A 25,155-nucleotide genomic window follows, 5' to 3' on the forward strand; every position below is an offset into this window, starting at 1 on the left:
CGTCTGAGAGCGGAATTAACGCGCCAGCCAGCCACCGTCAACGGCAACGGTATAGCCGTTGATGTAGTCAGAAGCCGGAGACGCCAGGAACACAATCGGCCCCATCAGATCGCTCGGCAGACCCCAACGACCAGCCGGGATACGGTCAAGGATCTCCGCACTACGCTGTTCATCAGCACGCAGCTGCTGGGTATTGTTGGTCGCCATGTAGCCTGGAGCAATGGCGTTAACGTTGATGTTGTGCTTCGCCCACTCGTTCGCCAGAAGACGGGTCACGCCCATCACGGCACTTTTTGACGCGGTGTAAGATGGCACGCGGATACCGCCCTGGAACGATAGCATAGAAGCGATGTTAATGATCTTGCCGCCTTTACCCTGGGCGATAAAGTGCTTCGCCGCCGCCTGAGACATAAAGAACACGCTCTTGATGTTCAGGTTCATCACATCGTCCCAGTCACGCTCGCTGAAGTTGATCGCATCTTCACGGCGGATCAGGCCTGCATTGTTGACCAGGATATCGATATGGCCGAATTCTGCCACAGCGCGATCCAACAGCTCAGGAATGGCATCGATTTTACGCAGGTCAGCGGTCAGACTCAGAAAGCGGCGGCCCAGTGCGGTGACGCGTTCAATGGTTTCAGTCGGTTCAACAATGTTGATCCCGACGATATCGCAGCCAGCCTCCGCCAGACCTAATGCCATACCCTGGCCCAGACCGGTGTCACAACCGGAAACCACAGCCACTTTACCCTGTAGAGAAAATGCATCCAGAATCATGTTAGTTCCTTAATCTTTTAACGCCTGTCACGAACAGGCAGGTTTATGCTTAACTGCCCGCGACTAGCGCAGATCTTTAACAGCGACGTGGTCCATGTCATCAAAGACCTGGTTTTCACCGACCATACCCCAGATAAAGGTATACGCACGGGTTCCCACGCCTGAGTGAATAGACCAGCTCGGAGAAATCACGGCCTGCTCGTTATGCATTACGATATGACGCGTTTCCTGCGGCTGCCCCATCATGTGGAACACGCAGGCATCTTCTTCCATGTTGAAGTAGAAATAGACTTCCATGCGGCGCTCGTGGGTATGGCACGGCATGGTGTTCCACAGATTGCCCGGCTCAAGCTCGGTCAGCCCCATGCTGAGCTGGCAGGTTTCCAGCACATCGGGAACAAAGTATTTGTTGATGGTGCGGCGGTTGCTGGTGAGGTTATCGCCAAGCGTGACCGGGGCAACGTCCGCAGGTGTCACTTTCTTGGTTGGGTACGTGGTGTGGGCTGGCGCACAGTTGTAGTAGAACTTCGCCGGTGTGCTGCTATCGATACTGGCGAAGACCACTTCTTTCGCGCCTTTACCTACGTACAAAGCATCGCGATGACCAATCTCGTAGCAATGGCCATCTACGGTGACAGTGCCAGGCCCGCCGATATTGATAACGCCCAGTTCGCGGCGTTCCAGGAAGTAGCTCACGCCAAGCTGTTTGCCCACTTCGCCACCCACGGAGACCGTTTTTGCCACCGGCATGATGCCGCCAACAATAATACGATCGATATGGCTGTAGACCATGGTGTACGCGTCGGCTTCAAATACCTTCTCAACTAAAAACTCGTTGCGCAGCCCCTGGGTATCCAGCGTTTTTGCGTGCGCACTGTGGATGCTTTGTCTGACGTCCACGGTAACCTCCAGAATTGATCGTGCCAGAAGGCAAAATAATTAACGAAACATCGTTCCGTTTTCTCGATAGGCACATAGTATCGCCTGAGAAATGGCTTTTCAATTGCATTTAAAACAACGTTTCACTTTTTCTGCATCTTTATGCCAGAAATGATGTTCGGATCACGATTGTTGAGGGGTTGACGCAGAAATGGCGAAAAGCGGGTTGGATGTTAATCATAATAAACAATAAGTTATAAAACCTTTGAAATTCGACGGCATACAAAACATTCAGCGTTAAAAATCTAAGATGACATCACGCTCATTAATTTTTCTTACAAATTGCGCCATCAGTCACACATATTGAAACGATGTTTTGATAATTTAACACCCAGTTTTTAACTCAATTTTTATCGTATAAAGGAGTGCATTATGGCTAAAGGTATGCGGGTCAAGCTGAACTACGAGGTCAGCCGCGATCCGGATACGGGCGTGGAAGTCACCCGCCTGACCCCACCCGAAGTAACCTGTCATCGCAACTACTTCTATCAGAAGTGCTTCTTTAACGACGGTAGCCACCTGCTGTTCGCGGGAGAGTTTGACGGGAACTGGAACTACTACCTGCTGGATCTGAAAAAAGCAGAAGCCGTGCAGCTGACTGAAGGTACCGGCGATAACACCTTTGGCGGGTTCCTCTCTCCGGATGATAAATCCTTCTACTATGTGAAGAACGATCGCACGCTGCTGGAGGTGAACTTACACACCCTGGCCGAGCGCGAAGTGTACCGCGTCTCTGACGAGTGGGTGGGTTACGGTACCTGGGTGGCCAATAGCGATTGCACCAAACTGGTCGGTATTGAGATTGCCAAAAGCGACTGGACGCCGCTTAACGACTGGAAGATTTTCCACGACTTCTTCCATAAAGGGCCACACTGTCGCCTGCTGCGCGTGGATCTTAAAACCGGTGAAAGCTCAACCATCCACGAAGAGAAAAACTGGCTGGGGCACCCTATCTATCGTCCGTTCGATGACAACACCGTAGCCTTCTGTCACGAAGGGCCGCACGACCTGGTGGATGCCCGTATGTGGCTGGTTAACGAAGACGGCAGCAACGTGCGCAAAGTGAAAGAGCACGCAGAAGGCGAAAGCTGCACCCACGAATTCTGGGTGCCGAATGGTTCCGCACTGGTCTACGTCTCGTATCTGAAAGGTCAGCAGGGCCGTACGATTTACAGCTTTAACCCGGATACCGGTGTTAACGATGCCGTCATGCAGATGCCTGCCTGTTCACACCTGATGAGCAACTTCGACGGCACAATGCTGGTTGGGGATGGCTCCGGCACACCGGTCGACGTGAAGGATACCAGCGGTTATACCATCGATAACGATCCGTACCTTTATGCCTTTGATGTGGCGAAAAAAGCGTACTTCCGCATCGCCCGTCACGATACTTCATGGGCAACGGTGGCCAATAGCCGCCAGGTGACCCATCCGCATCCATCCTTTACCCCGGATGATAAAGCGGTTCTGTACAGTTCCGATAAAGACGGCAAACCTGCTCTCTATATCGCGAAACTCCCCGAGCAACCTGAAATGTTGCATGCATGATTTGAGTTAGTGTTTCTGTAACTGGCCTTGCCCTCCTTTATGGAGGGCTTTTTTTTGGGCTGTGCGTGCTTTTTGCCCGGTGGCGCTGCGCTTACCGGGCCTACAAAATCGAGTGCGTGCTCTTTGCCGGGCACAAAAAAACCGGCTCACGTGGAGCCGGTTTTTTTTCCCCGGAGGTACTGCTTATTATTTATTAGAAAGAGTACGCCACACCTAAACGGAAACGGGTCTGACGCTCATCGGTATCTTTCACGCCCACGTTACCCACTTCAACATAGGGCGCCCAGTTTTTATCCCATTTGTATGCCAGCTTGGCGTTATATTCGTTAGAGTAATCTTTATTGTTATTACGAATCATACCTTCCGAGCTTTTCGCGTAAACGTAGTTCAACTCGGTACGGAAATCGCCCATCACCCAGCCAACCCAGGCATCGCCACGGTTGACTTTATCATCTTCTTTATTCGAGCTTGACGGATAACGGGTATATTCATAACGGTAACGCGCTGCAACGTAGAATCCATTATCGAAACTGTATTGCAAATGCAGGTTCGGTTTATAAATAGTACGACTGTCATTACTCTCAATCGTAAACGCAGGCGTCAACGAGATATTATTCGTTGCTTTCCAGCGCCAGCTAATCTGGTCTTCGTGGCCGTTACCCACCACATCTGCAAATGGCTGGTCGGCCTTATCACCGCCAGATTTCCATTTCGCTTCAACCGAAAAACCTAAGCCGTTTTCAAAACGATGTGAAACAGATACGCGGTCTGCGTTAGAGCCGCTATCGATGTATTCATGACGTAAATCAACAGTAACAGCCTGAGCTGCAAAAGACGCACCGACAAGGGAAGCAAGAGCCAGAGATTTCTTAAACATGAAAAAACCCTCAATTGAAATAACGTTTCGTTTTTATGGAATTGCAGTTTATTTTTTTATAAACGTAATTTTAGTGACAAGGATCGTAATTATTTGTTTCATTTTTTTTGGCAAAGATCGACGTGAACCCCGTCAACAAAAAGGGGGCTTTAACGTGAATTTTTATGGGAGAGATCACACAAAGAACTTAGCGGGGAATATAATTCGGCGTGCAAGTATTACAGAATGCTTTAGATTTACCTGAAAAGCGTAAAAATATGATTCTTGATGTCAAAAAAAAGCCTCCGGGCAGGAGGCTTTAGTGTCGGCTGACAGGACATTACCTTTCGATTGCTAACGCAACCCCTTGCCCACCGCCGATACACAGCGTGGCAAGCCCCTTACGGGAATTACGTTTCATCATTTCGTGGACCAGTGACACCAGGATCCGGCAGCCGGATGCGCCGATCGGGTGACCCAGCGCGATCGCCCCGCCGTTGACATTAACACGCAGCGGATCCCACTCCAGCATTTTGCCTACTGAAATAGCCTGAGCCGCAAAGGCTTCGTTCACCTCGATAAGATCCACATCACTGAGATGCCAGCCTGCACGCTCCAGGCAGCGACGGGTCGCATAAACCGGTGCGATCCCCATTAAGGCCGGGTCAACGCCTACGCTGGCAAACGCCTTGATGCGCGCCAGCACGGGTAAATCCAGCTCCTGAGCTTTGCTTTCACTCATCATCATCACCGCTGCCGCACCGTCATTAATAGAGGATGCGTTCCCGGCCGTTACCGAGCCCAGGGTTTCAAATGCGGGATTCAGTTTTGCCAGCCCTTCGGCGCTGGCATCGGTACGCGGTTGTTCATCCGTGTCGACGACAACAGATTCACCGCTCTGTCGGAGCGTACTGACAGGCACGATTTCATCGCGAAACCGCCCGGAATCGATAGCCGCGCGGGCTTTTTGCTGTGAGCTTAGCGCGTAGGCATCCTGAAGTTCACGGCTGATGCCGTACTCCCGCGCCAGGTTTTCCGCCGTCACGCCCATGTGGTAGTCATTGAACGCATCCCACAGCCCGTCATGCACCAGGCTGTCGATAAGCTGACTGTTGCCCAGCTGCGCGCCGGTACGGCTGTCGGTGAGGACGTGCGGAGCGCGGCTCATGTTTTCCTGCCCGCCGGCAATCACCACATCCGCTTCACCACACTGTATCGCCTGGGTCGCAAGATGCAGCGCTTTCAGGCCAGAGCCACAGACATCATTGATGGTAATTGCAGACACGGTATTCGGCAGGCCGCCTTTAAGCGCCGCCTGGCGCGCAGGGTTTTGCCCGGCACCGGCAGTCAGCACCTGACCGAGGATCACTTCGTCGATTTCATGCCCGGCGATCCCGCTGCGTTCCACCAGTGCCTTCACCACCACGCTGCCCAGATCAACGGCAGAGTGGCGCGACAACGCTCCCTGAAAACAGCCGATAGCCGTACGCAACGCACCCACTATAACGACATCTTTCATCACGACCTCTGTATAAAATGACATGACGATAGTAGAGGATTGTTATCAACAATTGACGCAATTGTTTAAAAAAAGTGAGTTTAGTCACAGGATTAGCGTGCATCCTGTAAATACTGTCGTAGCCAGCTTCCGGCAACGCCAGGCGGGGATCGTTTGTTCCACAGCAGATCAATCCCGATCGCGCGCGGCCAGCCCGGAACGTTCAGCTGCACCAGTGATTTCGCCGCCGCGAATTCATCCACCAGCGCGCATGGCAGCGCGCACCAGCCAAATCCCTGCACCGCCATACTCAAGAGTAACAGGTAATTGGGCGCTGACCAGACCGGCCCCCGCGCAAGCGTGGTTTCCCGCTCAAGATAGGTGCTCAGACGCAACTCGCGCCAGCCGTGCAGTTCATCGGCCTGCGTCTGGTGTTGCGCCGCAAGGGGATGATCGGCAGAAACATAGATGGCCATCCGGGTCTGCATGGGCAGCCGGGTGGCACCGATATCGGTCGGGTAGCCGTCACGCGCTTCCGTCAGCCCGACCTGCGCCCTCTCTTTCTGGAGAAGATCGATAACATCTTCTTCCTCGCCGATCAGACATTCGAATTCCGTATGGGGAAAACGCTGGTCGAACTGTTTCATCAGATCTTCCAGCACGTCCGGGTTCAGCGTATCGGAAAGCACAAACGTCAGACGCGCTTCGGTTTGCGCCGTCAGCGACACCGCCAGCTCGTCGAGCCGCGCGCTGGCGGCAAGGATGGATTGCACATAACCCAGCACCTGTTCGCCCTGCACGGTTAGTACAGGCTGACGCGCCGAGCGGTCAAACAGCTCAAAGCCCAGATCGGCCTCAAGATTGGCAATGGAGGTACTAATGGTGGACTGGCTTTTACGCAGCCGACGCGCGGCAGCAGAAAACGAACCGGCGGCAACGGTTTCAACAAACGCCGTGAGGGCTTCGGGTGAATAGCGCATGATGTATCTATTTTATCGATGGATACCATCTTTTATATATCATCTTTAGCGATAAAAATAGGCCGCAACACCGCCCATTCTGGCGAATTAACGAGGTCACTATGCAACATCAGGATGCACTCCAGCGTAAGCTGCCGGAGCGAATCTTCCATGCGGTCTGTTTTGAAGGGATTGCCACGGCGATCCTCGCCCCAACGGCTGCGTGGTTAATGCAACGTTCGGTAGTTGAAATGGGCGGCCTGACCATTATCCTGGCCACCACTGCGATGCTGTGGAATATCATTTATAACTTCGGCTTTGACCGGTTTTGGCCCGTACAGCGGGTAAAGCGCACAGCCAAAGTCCGCGCCCTGCACGCGTTAGGATTCGAATGCGGTTTTATCGTGATCGGCGTAACCATCGTGTCTGCCGTACTCGGCGTCACGCTGCTTGAGGCATTCACACTGGAAATAGGTTTCTTCCTGTTCTTCCTGCCCTACACCATGTTCTATAACTGGGCGTACGACACGCTGCGCGAGAAAATCATCAAGCGTCGCCAGCAACGACGCGCCCTGGCAGGCTGATCCTCCCCTGGCCGGACACCCGCTCCGGCCAGACCACTCAGAAGCAACGGCGATCTCCTCTCATAATTATGGTAAATTGCACTCCTTTTTGTTCGTTTTATAGTTGATACGTTGCTCTAATGTCGAAAATTTGGTCAAAAGAAGAGACTCTCTGGAGTTTCGCCCTCTACGGCACTGCCGTGGGCGCAGGAACCTTGTTCTTGCCCATTCAGCTCGGCTCCGCAGGCGCCATTGTCCTGCTGATTACGGCCCTCGTGGCGTATCCGTTAACCTACTGGCCGCACAAAGCGCTGGCCCAATTTATCCTGTCGTCGAGAACAAAAGGCAACGAAGGGATCACCGGAGCGGTTAGCCACTACTACGGTAAGAAGATCGGTAATCTGATCACCACGCTCTATTTTGTCGCCTTCTTTGTGGTGGTGCTTATCTATGCGGTGGCGATTACAAACTCGCTCACCGAACAGCTGGCAAAGCGCATGACGGTCGATCTGAGCGTGCGGGTGATGGTGAGTTTTGGCGTGGTGCTGGCACTTAACCTGATCTTCCTGATGGGGCGCCATATCACCATTAAAGTGATGGGATTTTTGGTCTTTCCGCTGATCGCCTACTTCCTGTTTTTGTCGCTCTATCTGACCGGTAGCTGGCAGCCTGAGCTGCTCACAAGCCAGATGGCATTCGATCAACATACGCTGCACCAGGTGTGGGTTTCTATCCCGGTGATGGTTTTCGCTTTTAGCCATACCCCGATTATCTCGACGTTCGCGGTCGATCGTCGCGAGAAATACGGTGACGCCGCCATGGGTAAATGCAAAAAAATCATGAAGGTGGCGTACCTGATTATCTGCCTGAGCGTGCTGTTCTTCGTGTTCAGCTGCCTGCTTTCCATTCCGCCGTCTTACATTGTGGCGGCGAAAGAGGAAGGGGTAACGATTTTGTCGGCGCTGTCGATGATGCCCTCTTCTCCCGCCTGGCTTGGGATTTCCGGCATTATTGTCGCCATTATCGCGATGTCGAAATCGTTCCTCGGCACGTATTTTGGGGTGATAGAGGGTGCGACGGAGATTGTGAAGTCGTCGCTGAATCAGGTAGGGGTGAAGAAAAGCCGTGCCTTTAACCGCGCGGTTTCGATTCTGGGCGTGTCGCTGATTACCTTTGTGGTGTGTTGTATTAACCCGAATGCGATTTCGATGATTTACGCCATCAGCGGTCCGCTGATTGCCATGATTTTGTTTATTATGCCGACGCTGTCGACGTATTTGATTCCATCGCTGAAGCAGTATCGTTCGCTGGGGAATTTGCTGACGTTGATTGTTGGGGTGTTGTGTGTGTCGGTGATGTTTGTGGGGTGAGTCGAAGAATGAGAACGCAGGCTGTTCCGTTCACTTCTGTTCCGGCAGAAAATTGATTATTCACCGCCCGTGAACGGGAAAAGGGGCCACCTCGGCCCCCTTTTCAATCCCGGCCCCCGGTACTGTTAAGCCCGAATATCGTCATACTCTCGCGTATTATCAAATTCATGCTTCGCGAACGGGCACAGCGGGATAATCTTGCGGTTCTCACCGCGCATCTTCTCCACCACTTTCGCCACCAGCTGCTTACCGACTCCTTGCCCCTTCAGACTCGGGTCAACATCGGTGTGCTCGATAATGCTCAGGTGCTCGCCGGTCGGGACAAACACAATCTCGGCTACCTGATTTCCGTCTGCATCATTCACATAAAACTTGTTATGGCCTTCCAGAATATCCATAGTTCCTCGCTTATTTTTGGCGATACTTCAGCGCACCGCTCGGGCAGGTATCAATCACACGAATAACTGTTTCTACATCCACTTCATCCGGGATGATCCACGGTTTGCGTTTCAGATTGAAGAGCTTAGCGCTACCGCGCACGCAATTCCCTGAATGCTTGCAGATCCCGGTGTTGAAGTAGACATCAATTTTTTCCCCGGTATAGGCCCGGTAACCTGCGTCCAGTAGTTCTTTATCCATGACATTGCCTCTGTAGTTATTATGGTGCTGAACAAAGCATAGCCTCGTGGGATCCTGATGGCTATCCATGCAAAAAACGAAAAGCCAGCTCACAACTCTGTTTTTGTCAGATTGCACGCCACATTTCCCCGTGTCAGGCTCCGCGAATATCTCATTTTTGTATTTCAGCCGCAGGACATATGAAACGCAGACTCCCTTTTCAGGTGAAGCTTTTTTTATCTCTGGTGTTTTTTTCCTGCCTGCTATTAGCACTGCTGGGTGCGATCCTGTTCCATTTTATCGACCGGCAGCTGCACCACGACCTTGGACAACGTGCGCGGGTGCAGGCCAGCGAAATAGCCCTGATGCCAGGGCTTGCCGATAAAGTCGCTGCCAGAGATATCACCGGTATCGCCCGCTTAATTCAGCCTTTACGCGCAGAAAGCGATGCCAGTTATATTGTCATCGGGGATACCCGCGAACAGCATCTGTATCATTCAGAATCACCTGAACGCCTTAATTTACCCATGATTGGTGGGGATAATGCTGAGGTCTTAAAGGGAAAGACCATTATTTCCATACGTAAAGGTGGGATCGGTGTTTCATTACGCAGTAAGGCCCCGATATTTAATGCCCAACATCAGGTGATCGGGATTGTCTCGGTGGGTTATCTGACCTCGTATATTGCCAATATTAATGCCCGCATCCTCTGGCAGTCGGGGTTATATGGCATTGGTCTTTTGCTGCTGCTGTTTATTTTCTCCTGGCTGTTTACCCGTAATCTCAAAAAGCAGATGTTCCGCCTCGAGCCCAAAGATATTGCCCAACTGGTGCTGCAACAAAAAGCCCTGCTTGAAGCCATGTACGAGGGCATATTTGCGGTAAATGCAGAAAAGCAGCTGATTTTAATAAACCGGGCGGCACGAGAACTGCTGGATATTCGCCAGAGCGAGAAAGAGCTTATCGGCAAACCGCTCAATGAGGTGTTGCAGACATCACCCGGTTTCTTTTCACAGCGCTATGCCTCCATAAGCAGCGGCAGCCACGATCAGATTGCCGTTCTTAATCATCGCGAAGTGATCGTCAACCGCGTGGCCATTGAGGTAGAGCCGAATGTGGAAAGCGGCTGGGTGTATAGTTTCCGCGATAAAAACGATATTAACACCCTCAGCAGCCAGCTGAGCCAGATAAAGCGGTACGCTGACAACCTGCGCATTATGCGCCATGAACAGCTGAACTGGACCGCCACCCTCGTTGGGTTGTTGCAGATGAAGCATTATGACGAGGCCATTCGCTATATTCAGGCCCAGTCCGATGGCGCGCAAAAGGTGCTGGATTTTGTCTCTGCCCGTTTCACTTCGCCGGCATTGTGCGGGCTGCTGCTGGGGAAATACGTCAGCGCGCGCGAAAAAGGCGTTGAACTGCTTTTCGATCCCGCCTGCCAGTTAACCCATATGCCGTTGACGCTCAACGAAACAGAGCTGATGTCGGTTATTGGTAACCTGCTGGATAACGCCGTGGATGCCACGCTGAAAGCGCCCGTCCCCGCCGCAGTGGAACTCTATATTTCAGACAGAAACCAGGAGCTGCTGATAGAAGTGGCCGACCGGGGCTGTGGCGTGGACGATGCCATGAAGCCACACATTTTCCAGCAGGGATTCAGCAGTAAACCCGACACCGGTAACGAAATAACCGGCTCCGAGCACGGTATCGGTCTGTTTCTGGTGGCAGGATATATTGATAAGGCCGGTGGCAATATCGAAATCACCGACAATACCCCGCAAGGCACTATTTTCACGGTGTTTATTCCCTTTAAACCTTCCGTTCGACAGGGCTAAAACATGACTACGACCCGGGCAATTGATGTCGTCATTGTTGAGGACGAGCCTCACCTCGCCGAGCTGCATCGTGAGTACATTGAGCAGAATTTCCATTTGCGCGTTGTCGGCATTGCCCCTTCGCTGGAAAAGGCGCGCGAGCTGATTAGCCGCCATCAGCCACGGTTGATCCTGCTCGATAACTACCTTCCTGATGGCAAAGGCGTCAACTTAATCGACAGCCCGCTGCTGAAGAGTTTTGAGTGCTCGGTCATTTTCATCACTGCGGCCAGCGATATGCAAACCTGTAGCCATGCCATGCGCAGCGGCGCGTTCGACTACCTGATAAAACCGGTGTTTTTCCAGCGCCTGCACGCCTCGCTTGAGCGGTTTTTGCGCTTCATCCACACCGTGCAACAGGTGAAGGTGGTGGACCAACATGCGCTGGATCGCCTGTTTAATCTGCCCGCGGCTGAATCCTCTCCTGCCCCTTCCACCAAAGGGATTGAGCCCAACACCCTGGAGCGCATTAAGCGCTTTTTCACCGATAACCCTGACAGCAATATGTCTGTAGAAGAGGTAGTGGAAAACGTGGGGATCAGCAAAACCACGGGCCGCCGCTATCTGGAATACTGCGTGGAGAGCGGATTTATTAGCATCGAAATGTTGTACGGCAATATTGGCCATCCAAGACGGCTATATCGCAAAGCACCCGCCAAAGAATAAACCGCAAACCGGGTGGCGTTTTGCGGATTTAATGGTGTTAATTGCCGAAACAACGCCGACAATCACACTTCGGAAGCGGGGCTTTCGCCACCCTATTGTCTGATGTTTCCCATACGCTATGTTGACCATTAGTTCCTCAAATGTAACTAAAAGGTTAATTATAATGTCGAACACTTTCCGAATTTCTCTGCTTACCGCTACCGTACTGATCTCTACGTCTGCAATGTCTGCTTTACCGCAGGGCTACCCTGCCGAGTATCAAAAAGTCGTGGAGGCTGCGACCAAAGAGGGCAAAGTGGTGATTTACTCCACCACCGACACCAAAGCCGCCGGGCCGCTGATTGAGGGCTTCGAGAAAACCTATCCGGGCATTAAAGTTGAATACAACGACATGAACAGCACCGAGCTGTACAACCGTTTTATCAGCGAACAGGCTTCCGGTGGCGGCAGCGGTGATGTGGTCTGGAGCTCCTCAATGGATACCGCACTGAAGCTCGCCACCGACTATGCGCAGGAGTACAAATCCCCTGAGCAAAGCCAACTGCCAAAATGGGCGGTCTGGAGCGATAAGGCCTACGGCACCACCTATGAGCCGGTGGTCTTTATCTACAACAAACGCCTTATCCCTGCGGCCGAAGTACCGGATTCACACGCGGCGCTGGCCAAACTTATCTCCAGCCAAAGCGATAAGTTCAAGAGCAAAGTCACCACCTACGACATCGAAAAATCCGGGCTGGGCTTTATGCTCTCCGTTCAGGATTTCAAGGCCGATCCAAACTACCTGAAAACCTTGGCTGACGTCGCCAAAGGCGGTTTAGCCGTGCAGTCTTCAACCGGCACGATGATGGAAAGGGTATCGTCAGGGGAAAACCTGATTGGCTTTAACATCCTCGGCTCCTACGCCGAAGCCCGCGCGAAGAACGATCCGTCCCTGGGTATCTCCTATCCGAAGGATTACACCTTGGTGTTATCGCGCGTGTCCTTCATCAGCCAGCAGGCGCAAAACAGCAACGCCGCGAAGCTGTGGCTGGACTACGTGTTGTCAGAAAAAGGACAAAGTATTCTGGCGAATCAGGCTGATATCCCGTCCATCCGTAACGATATCGAAGGCAAAAATGATATCGACGGCCTGACCAAAATTCTGGGCAACGCGCTGAAACCGATCCCGGTTGATGAAAGCCTGCTGGAATACCTGCAACCGAAAAAACGTCTGGACTACATCAAACAGTGGCGCGAAGCCGCCGCCAAATAAGTCCGGGCATAGCGCGGCGGCTCTGCCGCGCTCCTTCACCTGATGTCGTTGTTCTGGGTTCCAGCACCAGGGATACACTATGAATGCATTACACAGAAAGTGGCAAAGCCTGCCTCGCGGCGTAGTGGTGTTGATAACCGCTCTGGTTATCTATATTCCGCTGTCGTTCATCGTGATACAGAGCTTCTTATCCGCTCCCTTTTTCTCTCCGGCTAAAGAGTGGAGCCTTGAATCATTTGGGTTTATTTTCACCGATCCCGACTTCTATAAAGCGCTCAGAAGCGGTTTCATTCTCGCCTTCGGTCTGGTCATCATCGCCATTCCGCTTGGTGGCGTACTGGCGTTTCTGATGGTTCGCACCGACTTACCTGGCCGGCGTCTGATTGAGCCGCTGATCCTGGTGCCGATTTTTGTGTCGCCGATGGTTCTGGGCTTTGGCTATGTGGTCGCCGCCGGGCCGGTTGGGTTTTTATCCCTGTGGGCACAGTCGCTGATTGGTTTTGTGCCCTGGAATATCTACGACATGTTGAGCATCGTGGTCATCGCTGGCCTGACGCATGTTCCGCACGCGTATCTGTACATCTCCTCGGCACTGCGAAGCGTGGGCTCTGATGTGGAAGAAGCCGCGCGCACGGCGGGGGCTTCTCCCTTGCAGGTCATGACCTCCGTCAGCCTGCCGATGGTACGCCCGTCGATTCTGTACGCTATCGTATTGCTGTTCTTCCTCGGCCTGGAGGTGTTTGGCCTGATGCTGGTGCTGGGCGATCCAGAGGGCAACATGGTGCTGGCGACCTACCTGTACCAGCTGACCAACAAGCTCGGCACGCCGTCTTATCACCTGATGGCAGCAGTGGCCGTGGTGCTGATTTGTATCACCATCCCACTGGTGATGTTACAGCGTCGCCTGATGCGCACCGCCAACCGCTTTGTGACGGTGAAAGGCAAGGCGTCACAGGCGCGTGCGTTGCCGCTGGGCAAATGGCGCTGGGTGGCAGGTGGCGTGGTGGCGTTCTGGCTGACCGTGACCATTGGCGTTCCGCTGCTTGGCGTGGTGCTGCGCGCGTTTATCTCGAACTGGGGGGTGGGTGTTTCTCTCTGGGATGAGCTTTCCCTCAGCACCTTCCGCACTATCTGGGCACAGCCAAACCTGCTGCGCGCCATCGTCAACTCAATGTCTATCGGCGTGATTGGCGGCGCACTGGCCGTGGCCTGTTATCTGTTTGTCGGTATTGCTATGCACCGCAAACCAGACAACACCACGCGGTTCCTCGATTACAGCGTGCTGGTACCACGTGCAGTGCCGGGTCTGCTTGCGGGTCTGGCCTTCCTGTGGGTGTTCCTGTTCCTGCCAATGTGGCTGGACAACTCACTGAAATCAGGCTGGCTTTCCGGGTTTGTGTGGTCCGACTGGATGCGTGAAAACCTGATTGTCTGGTTGCGTTCATTACGCAGCACCATCTTCAGCGTCTGGCTGGCCTACACCGTGGTGTGGATGGCGTATGGGTTGCGGCTTATCTCCTCAACGCTGCTCCAGGTCGGGCCAGAACTTGAAGAAGCGGCGCGCAGCACAGGGGCAACCCGCGGGCAAATTACCCGTCACGTTACCATCCCGCTTTCACGCTACGGTCTTATCGGTTCCTGGTTGTTGATGTTCCTGATCTTTGAACGCGAATACTCAACCGGTGTGTATCTGCTTTCGCCAGGCACGGAAACCATCGGCTCGATGCTGGTTTCCCTGTGGGCGGCAGGTGCCATTGATATCGTGGCTGCGCTCTCTTTTATTAACATCCTGCTGGTCGTGGTAGGTCTGGGCATTGCCCTTCGCTTCGGAGTTAAATTACATGATTGAATTAGCGGTCGAAAATCTGCACTTAACCTACGGCGACAACCCGGTGTTAAATGGGGTTTCCATGAACCTCAAACGCGGCGAAGTGGTTTCCTTGCTGGGGCCATCGGGCAGCGGCAAGACCACATTGCTGCGCGCGGTTGCGGGTCTGGAAAAACCCACCCAGGGTTCGATTATCATCGGCAAAAACAGCGTATACAACGGCACGCCGCGCAGCGAAATCCCGGCAGAAGAACGCAATCTGGGGCTGGTGTTTCAGTCCTACGCCCTGTGGCCGCACAAAACCGTTTTTGAGAACGTGGCGTATCCTTTAAAGCTGCGTAAGGTCGCCGCGAAAGAAATCACCCAGCGTGTTCAGGACGTGCTGGATCAGCTTGGTCTGGGCCATCTGGGTAAGCGTCACCCGCATCAGCTTTCCGGTGGCCAGCAACAGCGCGTGGCGATTGGCCGGGCGCTGGTCTATAACCCGCCGGTGATCCTGCTGGATGAACCGCTTTCTAACCTGGACGCCAAGCTGCGCGAAGAGGCCCGCGTGTTCCTGCGCGAGCTGATCATCAAGCTCGGCCTGTCGGCGCTGATGGTCACGCACGATCAGAATGAAGCGATGTCGATTTCCGACCGTATCCTGCTGCTGAACAACGGCAAAATTGAGCAACAGGGTACGCCGCAGGAGATGTATGGCTCGCCGAAAACACTGTTTACCGCCGAGTTTATGGGCAGTAATAACCGTCTGCATGGCAAAGTGACCGAAGTCCGCGATGGCAAAGCGCACATTGAAGGCAACGGCTGGCGGTTATGGGGCCAGGCGGCTGAAGGCGTAAAAGCAGGAAGCGAAGCCACGGCGGTTATCCGTGTGGAGCGTGTCGCGGTAGTGGAAGGTCCGGGAGAAAACCAGCTTGAGCTGCCGTTACTCACCAGTATGTATCTGGGGGATCGCTGGGAATATCTGTTCCGTACCGCGGGGGATGATTTTGTGATCCGCGCCTACGGCCACGACGTTCGCGATCCGCAGCACTGCCATTTATCGTTACCGGAAAAACACGTCTGGATCTTCCCGAAAGGGTGATGGAAACCTGACAGTGCCCGGTGCGCTTCGCGTACCGGGCCTGCAAAAGCGTAGGTCGGGTAAGACGTAGCCGCCACCCGACACAAACGCCAACTACCGCTTATGGCGTAACAATATTGAACCAGAAATCAAAGGTATCCAGGCAGTTAAGCATCTCATCAAGCTTCGCCTGATTACCGGTGATAGTCACCTCGCCTTTCTCCTGCGCCTGTTTCAGCGTAGTTTCTTTAAGGATGATGTTGTTCAGCGTCTCACGGTTTAACGTGATCGTCGCATCCGCATCTTTCGCAACGGTATTCGCCGTGTGGTTCAACACGCCATTCTCCAGCTCCAGCTTGTAGTGCCCGCCATCGCTGCCAAGATCGACATTAAAGACCGCCTTCACATTCGCCGCTTTAACACCGTTAATGTGCACGCCGAGGAAGTCGAAGAACATCTCCGGAGACATAGCGCGAACCGTGTCCGGGCTGGCGGTGTTCGGCGTTGGCAGTTTCTGCACGCCGTTTCGCAATTCCTTCGCCCCGGTCAGATAGAAGTTACGCCATGGGCCAGATTCAGCCTGATAACCCAGCTGTTCGAGCGCATCCGCTTCCAGATTGCGCGCGGCTTTATTTGTTGGTTCGGCGAACACCACCTGGTTCATCACCTGTGCCACCCAACGATAGTTACCCTGGGCGTAATCCGCTTTGGCTTTTTCGAGGATGGCGCTGGCGCCGCCCATGTAGTTGACATATTTCTTCGCTGCATCCACTGGTGGCAGCTCGTCGAGCGTTGCCGGATTACCGTTGAACCAGCCCAGATAGAACACATAGGTCGCTTTCACATCATGGCTGACGGAACCGTAATACCCACGGCTTGACCAGGACTTCGCCAGCCCATCAGGCAGTGCAAAGTTGGCGGCAATTTCATCCCGCGTCACAGCGTGGTGGATAACAGACCGGCAACGGTCATTGCACTAACAAGCGTTTTCAGTTTCATAAATCCTCGATGGATAATAATGAGTTTCGATGAAACAAGGCTACCATTTGGGTGTGTTAACCCCCATCGGTAATACATTTAAAAATAAACAACTTAAATCTGATGCTGCAGCTGCCATTTTAGATAATGTCCGTCTCTCTCATTTACCCAGAGTTATTTCATGAAGAAACTGTCATTAATTATGGCTATATTCAACCTGAGTACATTAACCGCGTGCAGCGCCCCTCATCAGGATGAGGTTGAAAAGATAAACCACCTGCAAATTCCGTTGATTCTGCCCGGTGAAAAAACCGCGGAGGTGCAAACGTCACACATTGCGGCACTTTATCAAACGAACAAGCAGCACATTAACGCGCTATCCACCAGCCTGAAAAATCAATATTTGCAAGACACGACATCGAAAGATATCTTTACCGAAGACAGCCCGGTCCAGCGCGTGTATACCTCACTGACGAAGCTGGAGCAACTGGATATGATTAACCAGCAATACCTGAAGGATAATAATGAAATAGGTCTGAAGAATATTAATATCATCCTTCAGCCTTTAGCAGCCGGTTAAATGTCAAAAGCCCGACTATAAACGTAGCCGGGCTTTTTTATCATCGAGAATATGGCGAGTCTTAATTGTGCAGCCCGAAACGATAAGTTAACCCTGCCGTTACGGAACTCACATCGCTGCTGACGCCGATCTGGTTGGCGTTACCCACGTTGCTCACCCACTGATACTCCAGGCGACCCGCCCAGTTTTTGTTGAAGGCGTATTCTGTCCCGACAGCGGCAAGCGGGCGTACACCGGTATCAAAGCGATTGTGACCACTTACATCGGACTCAGCGCGATAGGCCATCGCCCCGGCACGACCGTAAATATCCCAGTTATCCGTCAGGCCGTAACTGGCTTTTAAGGACATCTGCAAACCCTGGCTTTTCATTTGCGCACCCGCGCTATGATGGCCATTAATCTGCATATTACCTAAATAATCATAACCACCTTCAACGGCCAGCCATGGCGTAATCTGATAGCCCGTATAAATACCACCACCGACGTTATCGTGATCGATATTATACTGATTAGAGCCGTTGTTATTATCCTGTGCTTTCGATGCTGTATTAGCATCAAAATAGTGTGACCAGCCAAATTTAGCACCGCTGTACCAGGTACCTGCATCAGCTGCCGCAAACGCCGTGGTTGCGGTAAAGGCATTAACAATAATTAACGCGACAAGTGTCTTTTTCATAGAAATCCCGTTTGCTTAGTTGAATGTTTTCAGTCAGCAAACGATATAGATAAATCAGCGCACCGTTAATTGATTTTCAGTTTAATTTTAAATTATCTCTAGAAGGATTCTGGTAGATGCGTCATCTCCAGCAAATATCCCCCGCGTTTAAATGAGATGTATTTCCCTTGTTTTAACGCCGATAATACATTGAGAATACTGCTGCGCGACAGTAATGTACGATCCTGAATATAGTCCAGAATTGTCGTGCGCATCCGCGCTTCTTCGGGCAGCAATATCATCTCCTGCAAATGATTGCGAATAACGGAATAGGTCCGTTGCTGTACCACCTGGGCATCGCGGTAAATTAAATAGGCCGTGTGATATGACAGCACTGCCGCGACATCCTCCCATACGCCCTGTTCGCGAAAAAGCGTGGCGGCCTGCTCTGCATCGGCACGCAAAACGGTCGATTCGGTTTCCACCCGCAGAATGTGGCCCTGCGTGGGCTGGATCATCTCAGCGATCCCAAACAGATGCGGTTCATAGACCGTCACCAGCAACAGCCCGTCCGATGCACGCAGCAACGACAGTTCGCCTTGCTGGAACAGGTACATTTGCTGCCGGCCTTTGTGCGTCCAGGTGATGCGCTTACGCGGGACTAACTTCACTTTCTCCGCAATAGGTTCAAGGATCGCGGTCAGACGTGCAATGGATTGTTCGGGTCGAACAGGAGGTAAAATATGCATGGCACTGCCCTGTAGCCTGGCGTCTTTGCCAGTATAGACCAGAAAATTAAGCGGTTACTGCTTCAGAACTGATAACTGTAGTTCACGCTGGCAAACCAGAGATGTGGATTATCATAGCTGCCGGCAAAAACAGACGGCGATTTCACATGCGACGACTGCATATGGAGATACTCCACGGCAACGCCGATGTTGCTGGCCGGGATTATCTGATACTGCGCGCCCGTGCCGAAACGCCACTCATCGCCAGTGGGCAAGGTCATGGCCACATCGCTCTGGCTGCGGGGTTGGTCATTATCGTTGAGGCATCCTGAGCGCGGGCCGCCTGCCCTGCCCCCGCAAGCGCCATATCTTCAGTGCCTGTTTCATAAAAATAGAGCGCACTGGCGTGGGCGCATGACGCGGCCAATAAGCCAGTGCACAGCAGTATTCGTGTTTTCATTTCTGACCCGATAAGGAGTGATTTTGCGCACAGATATATCAGGCGATATTTAGCGAGTAAAAAGAAAGGGGGTTTAATTTTAAATTTCAACCAGGTTGTTCAACAAAATTCGGTAAAGTCACCTCTGAAATATGGTGGTTAATTTAACCTAAATATATCCTCTTTCAGGACGATGATCTCTCAAAGCATAATACTAAGAAAAGCAGGTGAACGATGTCTGGGATCATCACCAACGTCAATACTCTGGTAGTACAAAATACCGCATTAAAAAACAGTTCCGTATTACAGCAATCCGTTGAGCGACTCTCCTCCGGGATGCGAATTAACAGTGCCAAAGACGATGCGGCAGGTCAGGCGATTGCTAACCGTATGGGAAGCCAGATTAAAGGCCTTCTTCAGGCGCAGCGAAACGCCAGCGACGGGCGTTCAATGGCCGAAACGGCGGAAGGTGCACTCAGCGAAATTAACCAGCGCTTGCAGCGCATTCGTGAGCTGTCCGTTCAGTCGTTAAGTGAAACCTATACCCTGGAAGATGCAGACAGCATTCAGGCTGAAATTAACGTCAACCTGAAAGAGATTGCCCGCCTTAATTCACAGACCACCTTTAATGGCAAAAACGTGCTCGATGGCAGCGCCGGGAATGTGCCGATACAGGTTGGCGTAAACGATAATGAAACCCTCGGCCTCTTCCTTGGCAAACCGGGTTTCAGCGTTGACGAGCTAGGACTGACCGACCTGGTGATCCGCGGAATTAGCGGCAAAGTGACGCCGACCGATCAGCTGCTGGGCTCCGCCAGTAATATCTCGCTGAGCAGCAGCAGTACCAGCGTCAGCTTTGATACCGCAGGCGTGGCACTTACGTCTGCCAAACTGGTTCGCAGCAGCAGCGGTATTTTGTTTATTCAGGGTACCGACGCGCAGGGGAAAAACACCTATCTGACGGCGAACTACGGCGCAACGTACAACACTGCTACCAGCTCGGCCAGCGTGAGCGTTTCAGCCGTGACCTCTTCGCCGCTCTACAGCGATATCTCCACGCTGCCGTCACGCGCGGTGTCAGGGCTTTCGTTTGTGGACGACAGCAACGCGGCGATGAGCGCCGATGCGCTGGTAAGCAGCAACGGCAAATATTATATCCAGCAGGGAACGGACTATTACGAAGCCGAACTCAACTGGGGCCCGACCGGGGCAATGCAGGCCAAAGTCACCAATCCCACGGCGCTGACGACCCTGACATCCCCGGTTAATGTCACCACGACACCAGCGGTAGATTTAACGACGGTAACCCCATCCTTCCTGGACAGCAGCGGGAATGCGGTTTCCGGAGCCGCGCGGCTGGTGAAAAACGGCAGCTCGTATTTCATGGAAGTGGACAACGGCGGCGGTGATTTTCGCTATTATGCCGCCTCTGTTGCTGTCACCAGCGATGGCGGAACACCCAGCGTTACCGTTCAGGCAAACACCGCGACGGCGCAAAACGCCTTTACGGATGTCAGCACCGTCGGCGGCACATCATACGTAACGATCGACCCGGCGAAGATGCAGCTGAACTATACGGACAACGACGGCAAAACCTTCGCGAACGTGCTCGATAGCGATGCTAACGGGAATTATGTGATGAACCTCGGCGCGGATGGAAAAAGCGCCACGCTGGTACAGCAAAGTGACGGCTCACTGCTTATTAAGACGCTCAACGGCAGCGGCGAGATCCAGATTTATTATCCCAACAGTTATACCGCCACAACCGATGCCGCGACGGGCTGGACCACCATCAATCTGCGGGAAACCGGAGACGGGATCCGTCTGCGCAACCCGGAAGATCCCCTGGCTACCCTCGATGCGGCAATTGCCCGTGTCGATCAACGCCGTAGCCTGCTGGGCGCAACCATGAACCGCCTCGAATCCGTGCAAAATGTGCAAACGGCAACCTCCACTGCACTGAGTGCCTCGCGCTCGCGAATTGAAGACGCTGATTACGCAGAAGAAGTGTCGAAAATGTCCCGTTCGCAGATCGTGCAACAGGCGGGGAACTCGGTGCTGGCGAAATCGAACCATCTGCCGGATGCGGTTTTGTCTCTGTTACAGGGGTAATGGTAGATTAACGGATCCTGTTAGTTGGCCCGATAAATAGACAAATACAATGGCGTATGGTTTGCTTTACCGATGAATAGACACAGTATAGACCCGCGTATTCTGGCATTGTGCGAAAGAGTCACCAGAAAACGTGCCAGAACCGTCATCGATCATATTATTGCGCATGGCTTTATCACCACTGAAGAGCTAAAGGAAACCTATGGTTACGACCATCCTCCACGCGCAATAAGGGATGTGAGAGAGGAAGGGATTCCCCTGATCACGGATTCAGTAATAAACAAATCCGGCAGGAAGATTGGGGCGTACCGTTTTGACAGCCCTGACAATATTAAAAATGGGCGTATTGGGGGGCGTAAAGCATTCTCCAAAGCGTTCAAAGAGGCGTTGATTAAAAAATACGATTCGCGGGATGCCATTACCGGCGATCAGGTGGAACAACGCTATCTGCAAATAGACCACCGTGTTCCGTATCAGGTTGCAGGTGATACTGAGCACGATGAGCTGAATCTTAATGCCTATATGCTGCTTGATGCCTCAAACCAGCGGGCTAAATCGTTTACCTGTGAATCTTGTGAAAACGGTTTAAACACACAAGATCCTGAAATCTGCATGAGCTGCTACTGGGCTTATCCTGAAGGGTATTCTCACGTTGCCACCAAACCCGTGCGGCAACTGGTGTTAACCTGGTCTGGCGCAGATGAAGTGCATACGTATGAAGCGTTAAAGCTCAGAGCTGAATCAGAGGGCATTACAATTAAAACCCTCCTGGCCAGGCTGTTAGGAAAATAGCGCTTCCTGATGGATGTCTTTCAGGTATAACCGTGTTTTGGCTGGCGTCTTTAAATTCGAAGAAAGATAAAGACTTTCAACAGTTTCTGCTTTCAGCCCATTTAAGGTCGCCTGGCTTGACTGTCCGGCGTTGATTAACAACCGGGACATCATCAGGTCTTCTGGCAAAGCAGGGCCATATTCTTTATCGCCGGTCATACCATCATAGGACAGCGCGAATCGAATATCTCTGGTATTAAGTAACGCTAGCCCGGACACCAGTGAATCACGGTCCAGTTGCTCATGGTATCGCTTATCTTTGCCAATCGACGTGCCCAAATACGGCGGATCCATATACACAAAATCCTGGGTTTCAGCATCGCCTGACGTCACCTGCCAGTCGCCAATACGAAATTCAACCCGCCCTTTGAGCAGTTTTGACGCTCCCTCAACGGCAATAGCCATTTTTTCAGGGGCCATCCCCTTTCTGCGCTTATCCGCAGATTGGGTAAATCTGCCTTTAGCGTTAAAACGCACGGCATTTTTCACGCACCGGCAGACTAAATAGAGTAACGCGACGGGATCCTGAGTTGCGTTATAGCGTTCGCGCACATCATTAAAGTAATTGTGATTTTCACCGTCGAAACCCTTCCAGATAGCGGCATATTCATCAATGACATGATGCGGGTTTTCTACAATCATTTCCCATAACTTAATAAGCGTAGGGAATTTATCACCCACCACAAACCGCTCCGCGGCATCATTCCCGGCCATAAATAGCGTCATCGCCGCTGAGCCTGCAAACGGCTCATAGAAGCAACGAATGTCACGCGGCATAACGCTGTTAATCACTGGCGCTAATTTTCGTTTACTTCCCTGATAAGGAATAGGATGTGGTATTGATTTCATTGAATATTTTTTCACAATCTTGGTTCTGATCGCAACGGCCCAGCACACCACGCAATCAGGGAGTTCATCGACTTTGGGGCATGATAACAGCCATCCGCTTTTTATGTAATGGAGCCTGGAGTGTTAAGCACGATTACGGCTTCTGGGGCGATTGTCGTTTACATGCCAAATCAGGAGGATGATTGGAGAAACTTCGATATGGATAAAAAAGGGTGAAATGAATACGTGATGGAGCGGGTGAAGGGAATCGAACCCTCGTATAGAGCTTGGGAAGCTCTCGTTCTACCATTGAACTACACCCGCTTTGAAGTGCGTAAAGCATTATAGACCTTACGCATTTTCAGACAAGCCTCTGCACAGCTAAGTGGCGATTAAATAATCACTTAGCATTTCGGTTTGCTACCCTGTGCCGGAAGATAACGCTGCGGATCGATGGCCGTGGCGCGATAACGGATCTGGAAGTGGAGCTTCACCGAGTCCGTCCCGGTGCTGCCCATGGTCGCAATCTTCTGCCCTGCTTTCACGTTCTGCCCGTTGTTCACCAGCATAGTGTCGTTGTGCGCATACGCGGTAATGTAATCTTCGCCATGCTTAATCATGATCAGATTACCGTAGCCGCGCAGCTGGTCGCCGACGTAAACCACCTTTCCGGCACCGGATGCATAAACGGGTGTCCCGCGCGCCGCAGAGATATCAATGCCCTTATTTCCGCCCTCAGACGTTGAATACGGCATCACCACCTTGCCACTGGCAGGCCAGAGCCAGCAGCGCTGTCCGACCGGCGGCCAGGACGATTGCGGCACCGCGTAAGATGGCGTCACTTTGGCCGTTTTCGTTTTGGACGATGCGGAATTTTTGGCTGTAGAAGAACCGCCGTTAACCTTCAGTTTCTGCCCCACCTCGATGGTGTAAGGTGGAGAGATATTATTCAGACGCGCCAGATCTTTCACGCTGGTTCCCGTTGTGCGGGAAATTCGATACAGCGTATCCCCGCGCTTAACGGTGTACACCGCCCCGGAATAGCCGCCCATATCGGAGGATTTACTGCCCGAACATCCCGCCAGCAGCAACGTTAGCGTCAGAAGGGATAAGGCAATAATAGGGTTTCTGGTCAGGCTTCCTGCAAACAAAACGGATCCTCGGTCAGCGTAAATGGCGCACTATGATACCAGCCTCAATCCTGATGCCCAACAGCTGCTGCAAACGGATATCCGTGGGCAATAATTTCCATCATTTCCGGCATATAGGGCATCGCGGGTAACTTCACCAGTGCCGGGTAGAAAATCTGCGGCGAAGGAAAGACATCCACCACATAACAGTGGCTGAGCTTACGGGCATTCACCTCAGAGGAAGGCAGCAGCGTGGCGCCCTGCAAACCCGACTCCAGCCAGTCCAGAATGACGCCTGGCTGGGTGATATGCATAATCACTTTCGGGTTCACGCCCGCTTTGCGAAACAGATCGATCAGCATCTCATAGGTGCCGGAGTCCTTTGCCCGGTGCAGCAATACCAGTGGGAAATCACCCAGCGCGGCGTAATCAAACGGGTTGGCAGGCGGTGCGGGCAGGCAGGATTTAGCAATCACCGCCACCAGCTTGATCGGGTCGAAGGAAACATAATCGAACCCTTCACTGCGATAAGGTCGCTGAATAAGCGCGACATCGATTGTCCCGGCATTAAGCTGTGTCTCTAAATGGCTGGAATCCGACACAGATATGTTAATTTCGGCATGAGGATGGCGGCGATATAGTTCTAATAACAGCGGTTTAAAATAGGACTGAAAAAGATGGGTTAACCCTATGCGTAACTGAAATTTATCTTTTTGCGCAATTTCTGTTGTTTCACGTGCGGTATCTTCAATCTGGCGTAATATTTCACAGGCTTTACGATAAAGAAAATAACCAGCTTCCGTCGGTTCGAGTCGATTTCCACGACGCGTAAATAACGCGACCTGTAATTCTTCTTCCAGCTCCTGAATGCGTTTACTGAGCGGCGGCTGCGCCATGTTGAGCGACTTCGCCGCCTGGCTCACCGAGCCCTGCTCCACCACTTTGCAAAAATAACGCAGCCTTTTCAGATCCATAGTGAACGCCCCTTCTCTTTTTCGCCTGTCAGTATCACACCCGATATCGCAAAGGGGAAGTTTTTCCTCATATCTCATTTATTTAA

Annotated in this window: 25 protein-coding genes, 1 tRNA gene and 2 pseudogenes; 12 read left to right on the forward strand and 16 right to left on the reverse strand. The window is 52.3% G+C overall.

Annotated features, from left to right (window positions below; translation table 11 throughout):
• Positions 1 to 15 precede the first annotated feature (15 nt).
• Positions 16 to 777, reverse strand: a complete 762-nt coding sequence (gene kduD / locus N1249_RS17850; protein WP_166717561.1) for a 2-dehydro-3-deoxy-D-gluconate 5-dehydrogenase KduD — start codon at positions 775 to 777, stop codon at positions 16 to 18.
• 63 nt (positions 778 to 840) lie between these two features.
• The gene (kduI, locus tag N1249_RS17855) at positions 841 to 1,677 is read right to left on the reverse strand and encodes a 5-dehydro-4-deoxy-D-glucuronate isomerase (RefSeq protein WP_259831799.1); all 837 of its coding nucleotides are present in this window, start codon (positions 1,675 to 1,677) and stop codon (positions 841 to 843) included.
• Positions 1,678 to 2,088: 411 nt separating this feature from the next.
• Here kduI and N1249_RS17860 point away from each other — a divergent pair, with 411 nt between their 5' ends.
• Positions 2,089 to 3,264, forward strand: coding sequence for an oligogalacturonate lyase family protein (locus N1249_RS17860; RefSeq protein WP_014071628.1), 1,176 nt, complete (start codon positions 2,089 to 2,091; stop codon positions 3,262 to 3,264).
• A 193-nt stretch (positions 3,265 to 3,457) separates the two neighbouring features.
• On the opposite strand, the gene N1249_RS17865 is transcribed toward N1249_RS17860, so the two are convergent.
• From N1249_RS17865 to N1249_RS17875, 3 genes are all read right to left on the reverse strand, one after another.
• A complete protein-coding gene (locus tag N1249_RS17865; RefSeq protein ID WP_259831802.1) occupies positions 3,458 to 4,141 on the reverse strand; it encodes an oligogalacturonate-specific porin KdgM family protein in 684 nt (227 codons plus the stop codon).
• Positions 4,142 to 4,460: 319 nt separating this feature from the next.
• Positions 4,461 to 5,639 carry an acetyl-CoA C-acetyltransferase gene (locus tag N1249_RS17870; protein ID WP_014071630.1) on the reverse strand — a complete coding sequence of 393 codons (1,179 nt, stop codon included), beginning with the start codon at positions 5,637 to 5,639 and terminating at the stop codon, positions 4,461 to 4,463.
• A 92-nt stretch (positions 5,640 to 5,731) separates the two neighbouring features.
• On the reverse strand, positions 5,732 to 6,598 hold the full coding sequence (locus tag N1249_RS17875; protein WP_259831804.1) for a LysR family transcriptional regulator: 867 nt from the start codon (positions 6,596 to 6,598) through the stop codon (positions 5,732 to 5,734).
• A gap of 101 nt (positions 6,599 to 6,699) precedes the next feature.
• On the opposite strand from N1249_RS17875, the gene N1249_RS17880 reads away from it, so the two are divergent.
• Both N1249_RS17880 and N1249_RS17885 read left to right on the forward strand, forming a co-directional pair.
• Positions 6,700 to 7,161, forward strand: coding sequence for a multidrug/biocide efflux PACE transporter (locus N1249_RS17880; protein WP_259831806.1), 462 nt, complete (start codon positions 6,700 to 6,702; stop codon positions 7,159 to 7,161).
• Positions 7,162 to 7,280: 119 nt separating this feature from the next.
• Entirely contained in the window at positions 7,281 to 8,510 is a 1,230-nt protein-coding gene (locus N1249_RS17885) for an amino acid permease (RefSeq protein ID WP_259831807.1), read from the forward strand.
• Between the two features lie 125 nt (positions 8,511 to 8,635).
• Here N1249_RS17885 and N1249_RS17890 read toward each other — a convergent pair whose 3' ends face one another.
• Together N1249_RS17890 and yjdI are read right to left on the reverse strand one after the other, a co-directional pair.
• Positions 8,636 to 8,908: a GNAT family N-acetyltransferase gene (locus N1249_RS17890; RefSeq protein WP_014071634.1), complete on the reverse strand. Its 273-nt coding sequence runs from the start codon at positions 8,906 to 8,908 to the stop codon at positions 8,636 to 8,638.
• A gap of 10 nt (positions 8,909 to 8,918) precedes the next feature.
• Positions 8,919 to 9,149 carry a 4Fe-4S mono-cluster protein YjdI gene (gene yjdI / locus N1249_RS17895; protein WP_014071635.1) on the reverse strand — a complete coding sequence of 77 codons (231 nt, stop codon included), beginning with the start codon at positions 9,147 to 9,149 and terminating at the stop codon, positions 8,919 to 8,921.
• 179 nt (positions 9,150 to 9,328) lie between these two features.
• On the opposite strand from yjdI, the gene N1249_RS17900 reads away from it, so the two are divergent.
• The 5 genes from N1249_RS17900 (at position 9,329) to N1249_RS17920 (ending at position 15,835) form a co-directional block, all read left to right on the forward strand.
• On the forward strand, positions 9,329 to 10,966 hold the full coding sequence (locus N1249_RS17900; RefSeq protein WP_259831816.1) for a sensor histidine kinase: 1,638 nt from the start codon (positions 9,329 to 9,331) through the stop codon (positions 10,964 to 10,966).
• Between the two features lie 3 nt (positions 10,967 to 10,969).
• A complete protein-coding gene (locus N1249_RS17905) occupies positions 10,970 to 11,671 on the forward strand; it encodes a response regulator (protein WP_259831817.1) in 702 nt (233 codons plus the stop codon).
• Between the two features lie 163 nt (positions 11,672 to 11,834).
• Complete coding sequence (locus N1249_RS17910; RefSeq protein WP_259831819.1) at positions 11,835 to 12,923, forward strand: ABC transporter substrate-binding protein; 1,089 nt, start codon at positions 11,835 to 11,837, stop codon at positions 12,921 to 12,923.
• Positions 12,924 to 13,002: 79 nt separating this feature from the next.
• Positions 13,003 to 14,772, forward strand: a complete 1,770-nt coding sequence (locus N1249_RS17915; RefSeq protein WP_259831821.1) for an iron ABC transporter permease — start codon at positions 13,003 to 13,005, stop codon at positions 14,770 to 14,772.
• Entirely contained in the window at positions 14,765 to 15,835 is a 1,071-nt protein-coding gene (locus N1249_RS17920) for an ABC transporter ATP-binding protein (protein ID WP_259831823.1), read from the forward strand. The genes N1249_RS17915 and N1249_RS17920 overlap by 8 nt, the downstream gene beginning before the upstream one ends.
• A 100-nt stretch (positions 15,836 to 15,935) precedes the next feature.
• Here the strand turns inward: N1249_RS17920 and N1249_RS17925 are convergent.
• Positions 15,936 to 16,754, reverse strand: a pseudogene (locus N1249_RS17925) (alkyl sulfatase dimerization domain-containing protein); the annotation flags it as partial.
• A gap of 88 nt (positions 16,755 to 16,842) precedes the next feature.
• On the opposite strand from N1249_RS17925, the gene N1249_RS17930 reads away from it, so the two are divergent.
• Complete coding sequence (locus N1249_RS17930) at positions 16,843 to 16,977, forward strand: hypothetical protein (protein WP_259831825.1); 135 nt, start codon at positions 16,843 to 16,845, stop codon at positions 16,975 to 16,977.
• Entirely contained in the window at positions 16,974 to 17,372 is a 399-nt protein-coding gene (locus tag N1249_RS17935; protein ID WP_259831827.1) for a hypothetical protein, read from the forward strand. The genes N1249_RS17930 and N1249_RS17935 overlap by 4 nt, the downstream gene beginning before the upstream one ends.
• Positions 17,373 to 17,433: 61 nt before the next feature.
• Here N1249_RS17935 and N1249_RS17940 read toward each other — a convergent pair whose 3' ends face one another.
• The 4 genes and pseudogenes from N1249_RS17940 to N1249_RS17955 all read right to left on the reverse strand — a co-directional run bounded on the left by N1249_RS17940 (position 17,434) and on the right by N1249_RS17955 (position 19,215).
• Positions 17,434 to 18,048: an outer membrane beta-barrel protein gene (locus N1249_RS17940; RefSeq protein ID WP_259831829.1), complete on the reverse strand. Its 615-nt coding sequence runs from the start codon at positions 18,046 to 18,048 to the stop codon at positions 17,434 to 17,436.
• Positions 18,049 to 18,146: 98 nt separating this feature from the next.
• Positions 18,147 to 18,776, reverse strand: a complete 630-nt coding sequence (locus N1249_RS17945; protein WP_259831831.1) for a helix-turn-helix domain-containing protein — start codon at positions 18,774 to 18,776, stop codon at positions 18,147 to 18,149.
• 62 nt (positions 18,777 to 18,838) lie between these two features.
• Positions 18,839 to 19,057 (reverse strand): annotated as a pseudogene (locus N1249_RS17950) (fatty acid transporter); the annotation flags it as partial.
• Positions 19,033 to 19,215 carry a hypothetical protein gene (locus tag N1249_RS17955; protein ID WP_259831833.1) on the reverse strand — a complete coding sequence of 61 codons (183 nt, stop codon included), beginning with the start codon at positions 19,213 to 19,215 and terminating at the stop codon, positions 19,033 to 19,035. The gene N1249_RS17955 and the pseudogene N1249_RS17950, both read right to left, overlap by 25 nt.
• Before the next feature lie 213 nt (positions 19,216 to 19,428).
• Here N1249_RS17955 and N1249_RS17960 point away from each other — a divergent pair, with 213 nt between their 5' ends.
• Both N1249_RS17960 and N1249_RS17965 read left to right on the forward strand, forming a co-directional pair.
• Positions 19,429 to 21,306 (forward strand): flagellin, encoded by a 1,878-nt coding sequence (locus tag N1249_RS17960; protein WP_259831834.1) that lies wholly within the window; start codon positions 19,429 to 19,431, stop codon positions 21,304 to 21,306.
• A 72-nt stretch (positions 21,307 to 21,378) separates the two neighbouring features.
• Complete coding sequence (locus N1249_RS17965) at positions 21,379 to 22,098, forward strand: hypothetical protein (protein WP_259831835.1); 720 nt, start codon at positions 21,379 to 21,381, stop codon at positions 22,096 to 22,098.
• Here the strand turns inward: N1249_RS17965 and N1249_RS17970 are convergent.
• The 4 genes from N1249_RS17970 to N1249_RS17985 form a co-directional block, all read right to left on the reverse strand.
• Positions 22,087 to 23,001, reverse strand: a complete 915-nt coding sequence (locus N1249_RS17970) for a DNA adenine methylase (protein WP_259831836.1) — start codon at positions 22,999 to 23,001, stop codon at positions 22,087 to 22,089. The genes N1249_RS17965 and N1249_RS17970 overlap by 12 nt on opposite strands.
• A 214-nt stretch (positions 23,002 to 23,215) precedes the next feature.
• Positions 23,216 to 23,289 (reverse strand) — tRNA-Gly (locus N1249_RS17975).
• A gap of 80 nt (positions 23,290 to 23,369) precedes the next feature.
• A complete protein-coding gene (gene actS, locus N1249_RS17980) occupies positions 23,370 to 24,116 on the reverse strand; it encodes an amidase activator ActS (protein WP_259831837.1) in 747 nt (248 codons plus the stop codon).
• A gap of 44 nt (positions 24,117 to 24,160) precedes the next feature.
• On the reverse strand, positions 24,161 to 25,069 hold the full coding sequence (locus tag N1249_RS17985; protein ID WP_259831838.1) for a LysR family transcriptional regulator: 909 nt from the start codon (positions 25,067 to 25,069) through the stop codon (positions 24,161 to 24,163).
• Positions 25,070 to 25,155: the final 86 nt, after the last annotated feature.

This window comes from Enterobacter sp. CP102 (assembly GCF_025152625.1).
GTDB lineage: Bacteria > Pseudomonadota > Gammaproteobacteria > Enterobacterales > Enterobacteriaceae > Enterobacter > Enterobacter soli.

What these genes read in the sequence shown, in the direction of transcription:
- kduD (WP_166717561.1), bottom strand. Translation starts at nt 777, where the DNA reads ATGATTCTGGATGCATTTTCTCTACAGGGTAAAGTGGCTGTGGTTTCC.
- N1249_RS17860 (WP_014071628.1), top strand. Translation starts at nt 2,089, where the DNA reads ATGGCTAAAGGTATGCGGGTCAAGCTGAACTACGAGGTCAGCCGCGAT.
- N1249_RS17865 (WP_259831802.1), bottom strand. Translation starts at nt 4,141, where the DNA reads ATGTTTAAGAAATCTCTGGCTCTTGCTTCCCTTGTCGGTGCGTCTTTT.
- N1249_RS17870 (WP_014071630.1), bottom strand. Translation starts at nt 5,639, where the DNA reads ATGAAAGATGTCGTTATAGTGGGTGCGTTGCGTACGGCTATCGGCTGT.
- N1249_RS17875 (WP_259831804.1), bottom strand. Translation starts at nt 6,598, where the DNA reads ATGCGCTATTCACCCGAAGCCCTCACGGCGTTTGTTGAAACCGTTGCC.
- N1249_RS17880 (WP_259831806.1), top strand. Translation starts at nt 6,700, where the DNA reads ATGCAACATCAGGATGCACTCCAGCGTAAGCTGCCGGAGCGAATCTTC.
- N1249_RS17885 (WP_259831807.1), top strand. Translation starts at nt 7,281, where the DNA reads ATGTCGAAAATTTGGTCAAAAGAAGAGACTCTCTGGAGTTTCGCCCTC.
- N1249_RS17890 (WP_014071634.1), bottom strand. Translation starts at nt 8,908, where the DNA reads ATGGATATTCTGGAAGGCCATAACAAGTTTTATGTGAATGATGCAGAC.
- yjdI (WP_014071635.1), bottom strand. Translation starts at nt 9,149, where the DNA reads ATGGATAAAGAACTACTGGACGCAGGTTACCGGGCCTATACCGGGGAA.
- N1249_RS17900 (WP_259831816.1), top strand. Translation starts at nt 9,329, where the DNA reads ATGAAACGCAGACTCCCTTTTCAGGTGAAGCTTTTTTTATCTCTGGTG.
- N1249_RS17905 (WP_259831817.1), top strand. Translation starts at nt 10,970, where the DNA reads ATGACTACGACCCGGGCAATTGATGTCGTCATTGTTGAGGACGAGCCT.
- N1249_RS17910 (WP_259831819.1), top strand. Translation starts at nt 11,835, where the DNA reads ATGTCGAACACTTTCCGAATTTCTCTGCTTACCGCTACCGTACTGATC.
- N1249_RS17915 (WP_259831821.1), top strand. Translation starts at nt 13,003, where the DNA reads ATGAATGCATTACACAGAAAGTGGCAAAGCCTGCCTCGCGGCGTAGTG.
- N1249_RS17920 (WP_259831823.1), top strand. Translation starts at nt 14,765, where the DNA reads ATGATTGAATTAGCGGTCGAAAATCTGCACTTAACCTACGGCGACAAC.
- N1249_RS17930 (WP_259831825.1), top strand. Translation starts at nt 16,843, where the DNA reads ATGAAACAAGGCTACCATTTGGGTGTGTTAACCCCCATCGGTAATACA.
- N1249_RS17935 (WP_259831827.1), top strand. Translation starts at nt 16,974, where the DNA reads ATGAAGAAACTGTCATTAATTATGGCTATATTCAACCTGAGTACATTA.
- N1249_RS17940 (WP_259831829.1), bottom strand. Translation starts at nt 18,048, where the DNA reads ATGAAAAAGACACTTGTCGCGTTAATTATTGTTAATGCCTTTACCGCA.
- N1249_RS17945 (WP_259831831.1), bottom strand. Translation starts at nt 18,776, where the DNA reads ATGCATATTTTACCTCCTGTTCGACCCGAACAATCCATTGCACGTCTG.
- N1249_RS17955 (WP_259831833.1), bottom strand. Translation starts at nt 19,215, where the DNA reads ATGAAAACACGAATACTGCTGTGCACTGGCTTATTGGCCGCGTCATGC.
- N1249_RS17960 (WP_259831834.1), top strand. Translation starts at nt 19,429, where the DNA reads ATGTCTGGGATCATCACCAACGTCAATACTCTGGTAGTACAAAATACC.
- N1249_RS17965 (WP_259831835.1), top strand. Translation starts at nt 21,379, where the DNA reads ATGAATAGACACAGTATAGACCCGCGTATTCTGGCATTGTGCGAAAGA.
- N1249_RS17985 (WP_259831838.1), bottom strand. Translation starts at nt 25,069, where the DNA reads ATGGATCTGAAAAGGCTGCGTTATTTTTGCAAAGTGGTGGAGCAGGGC.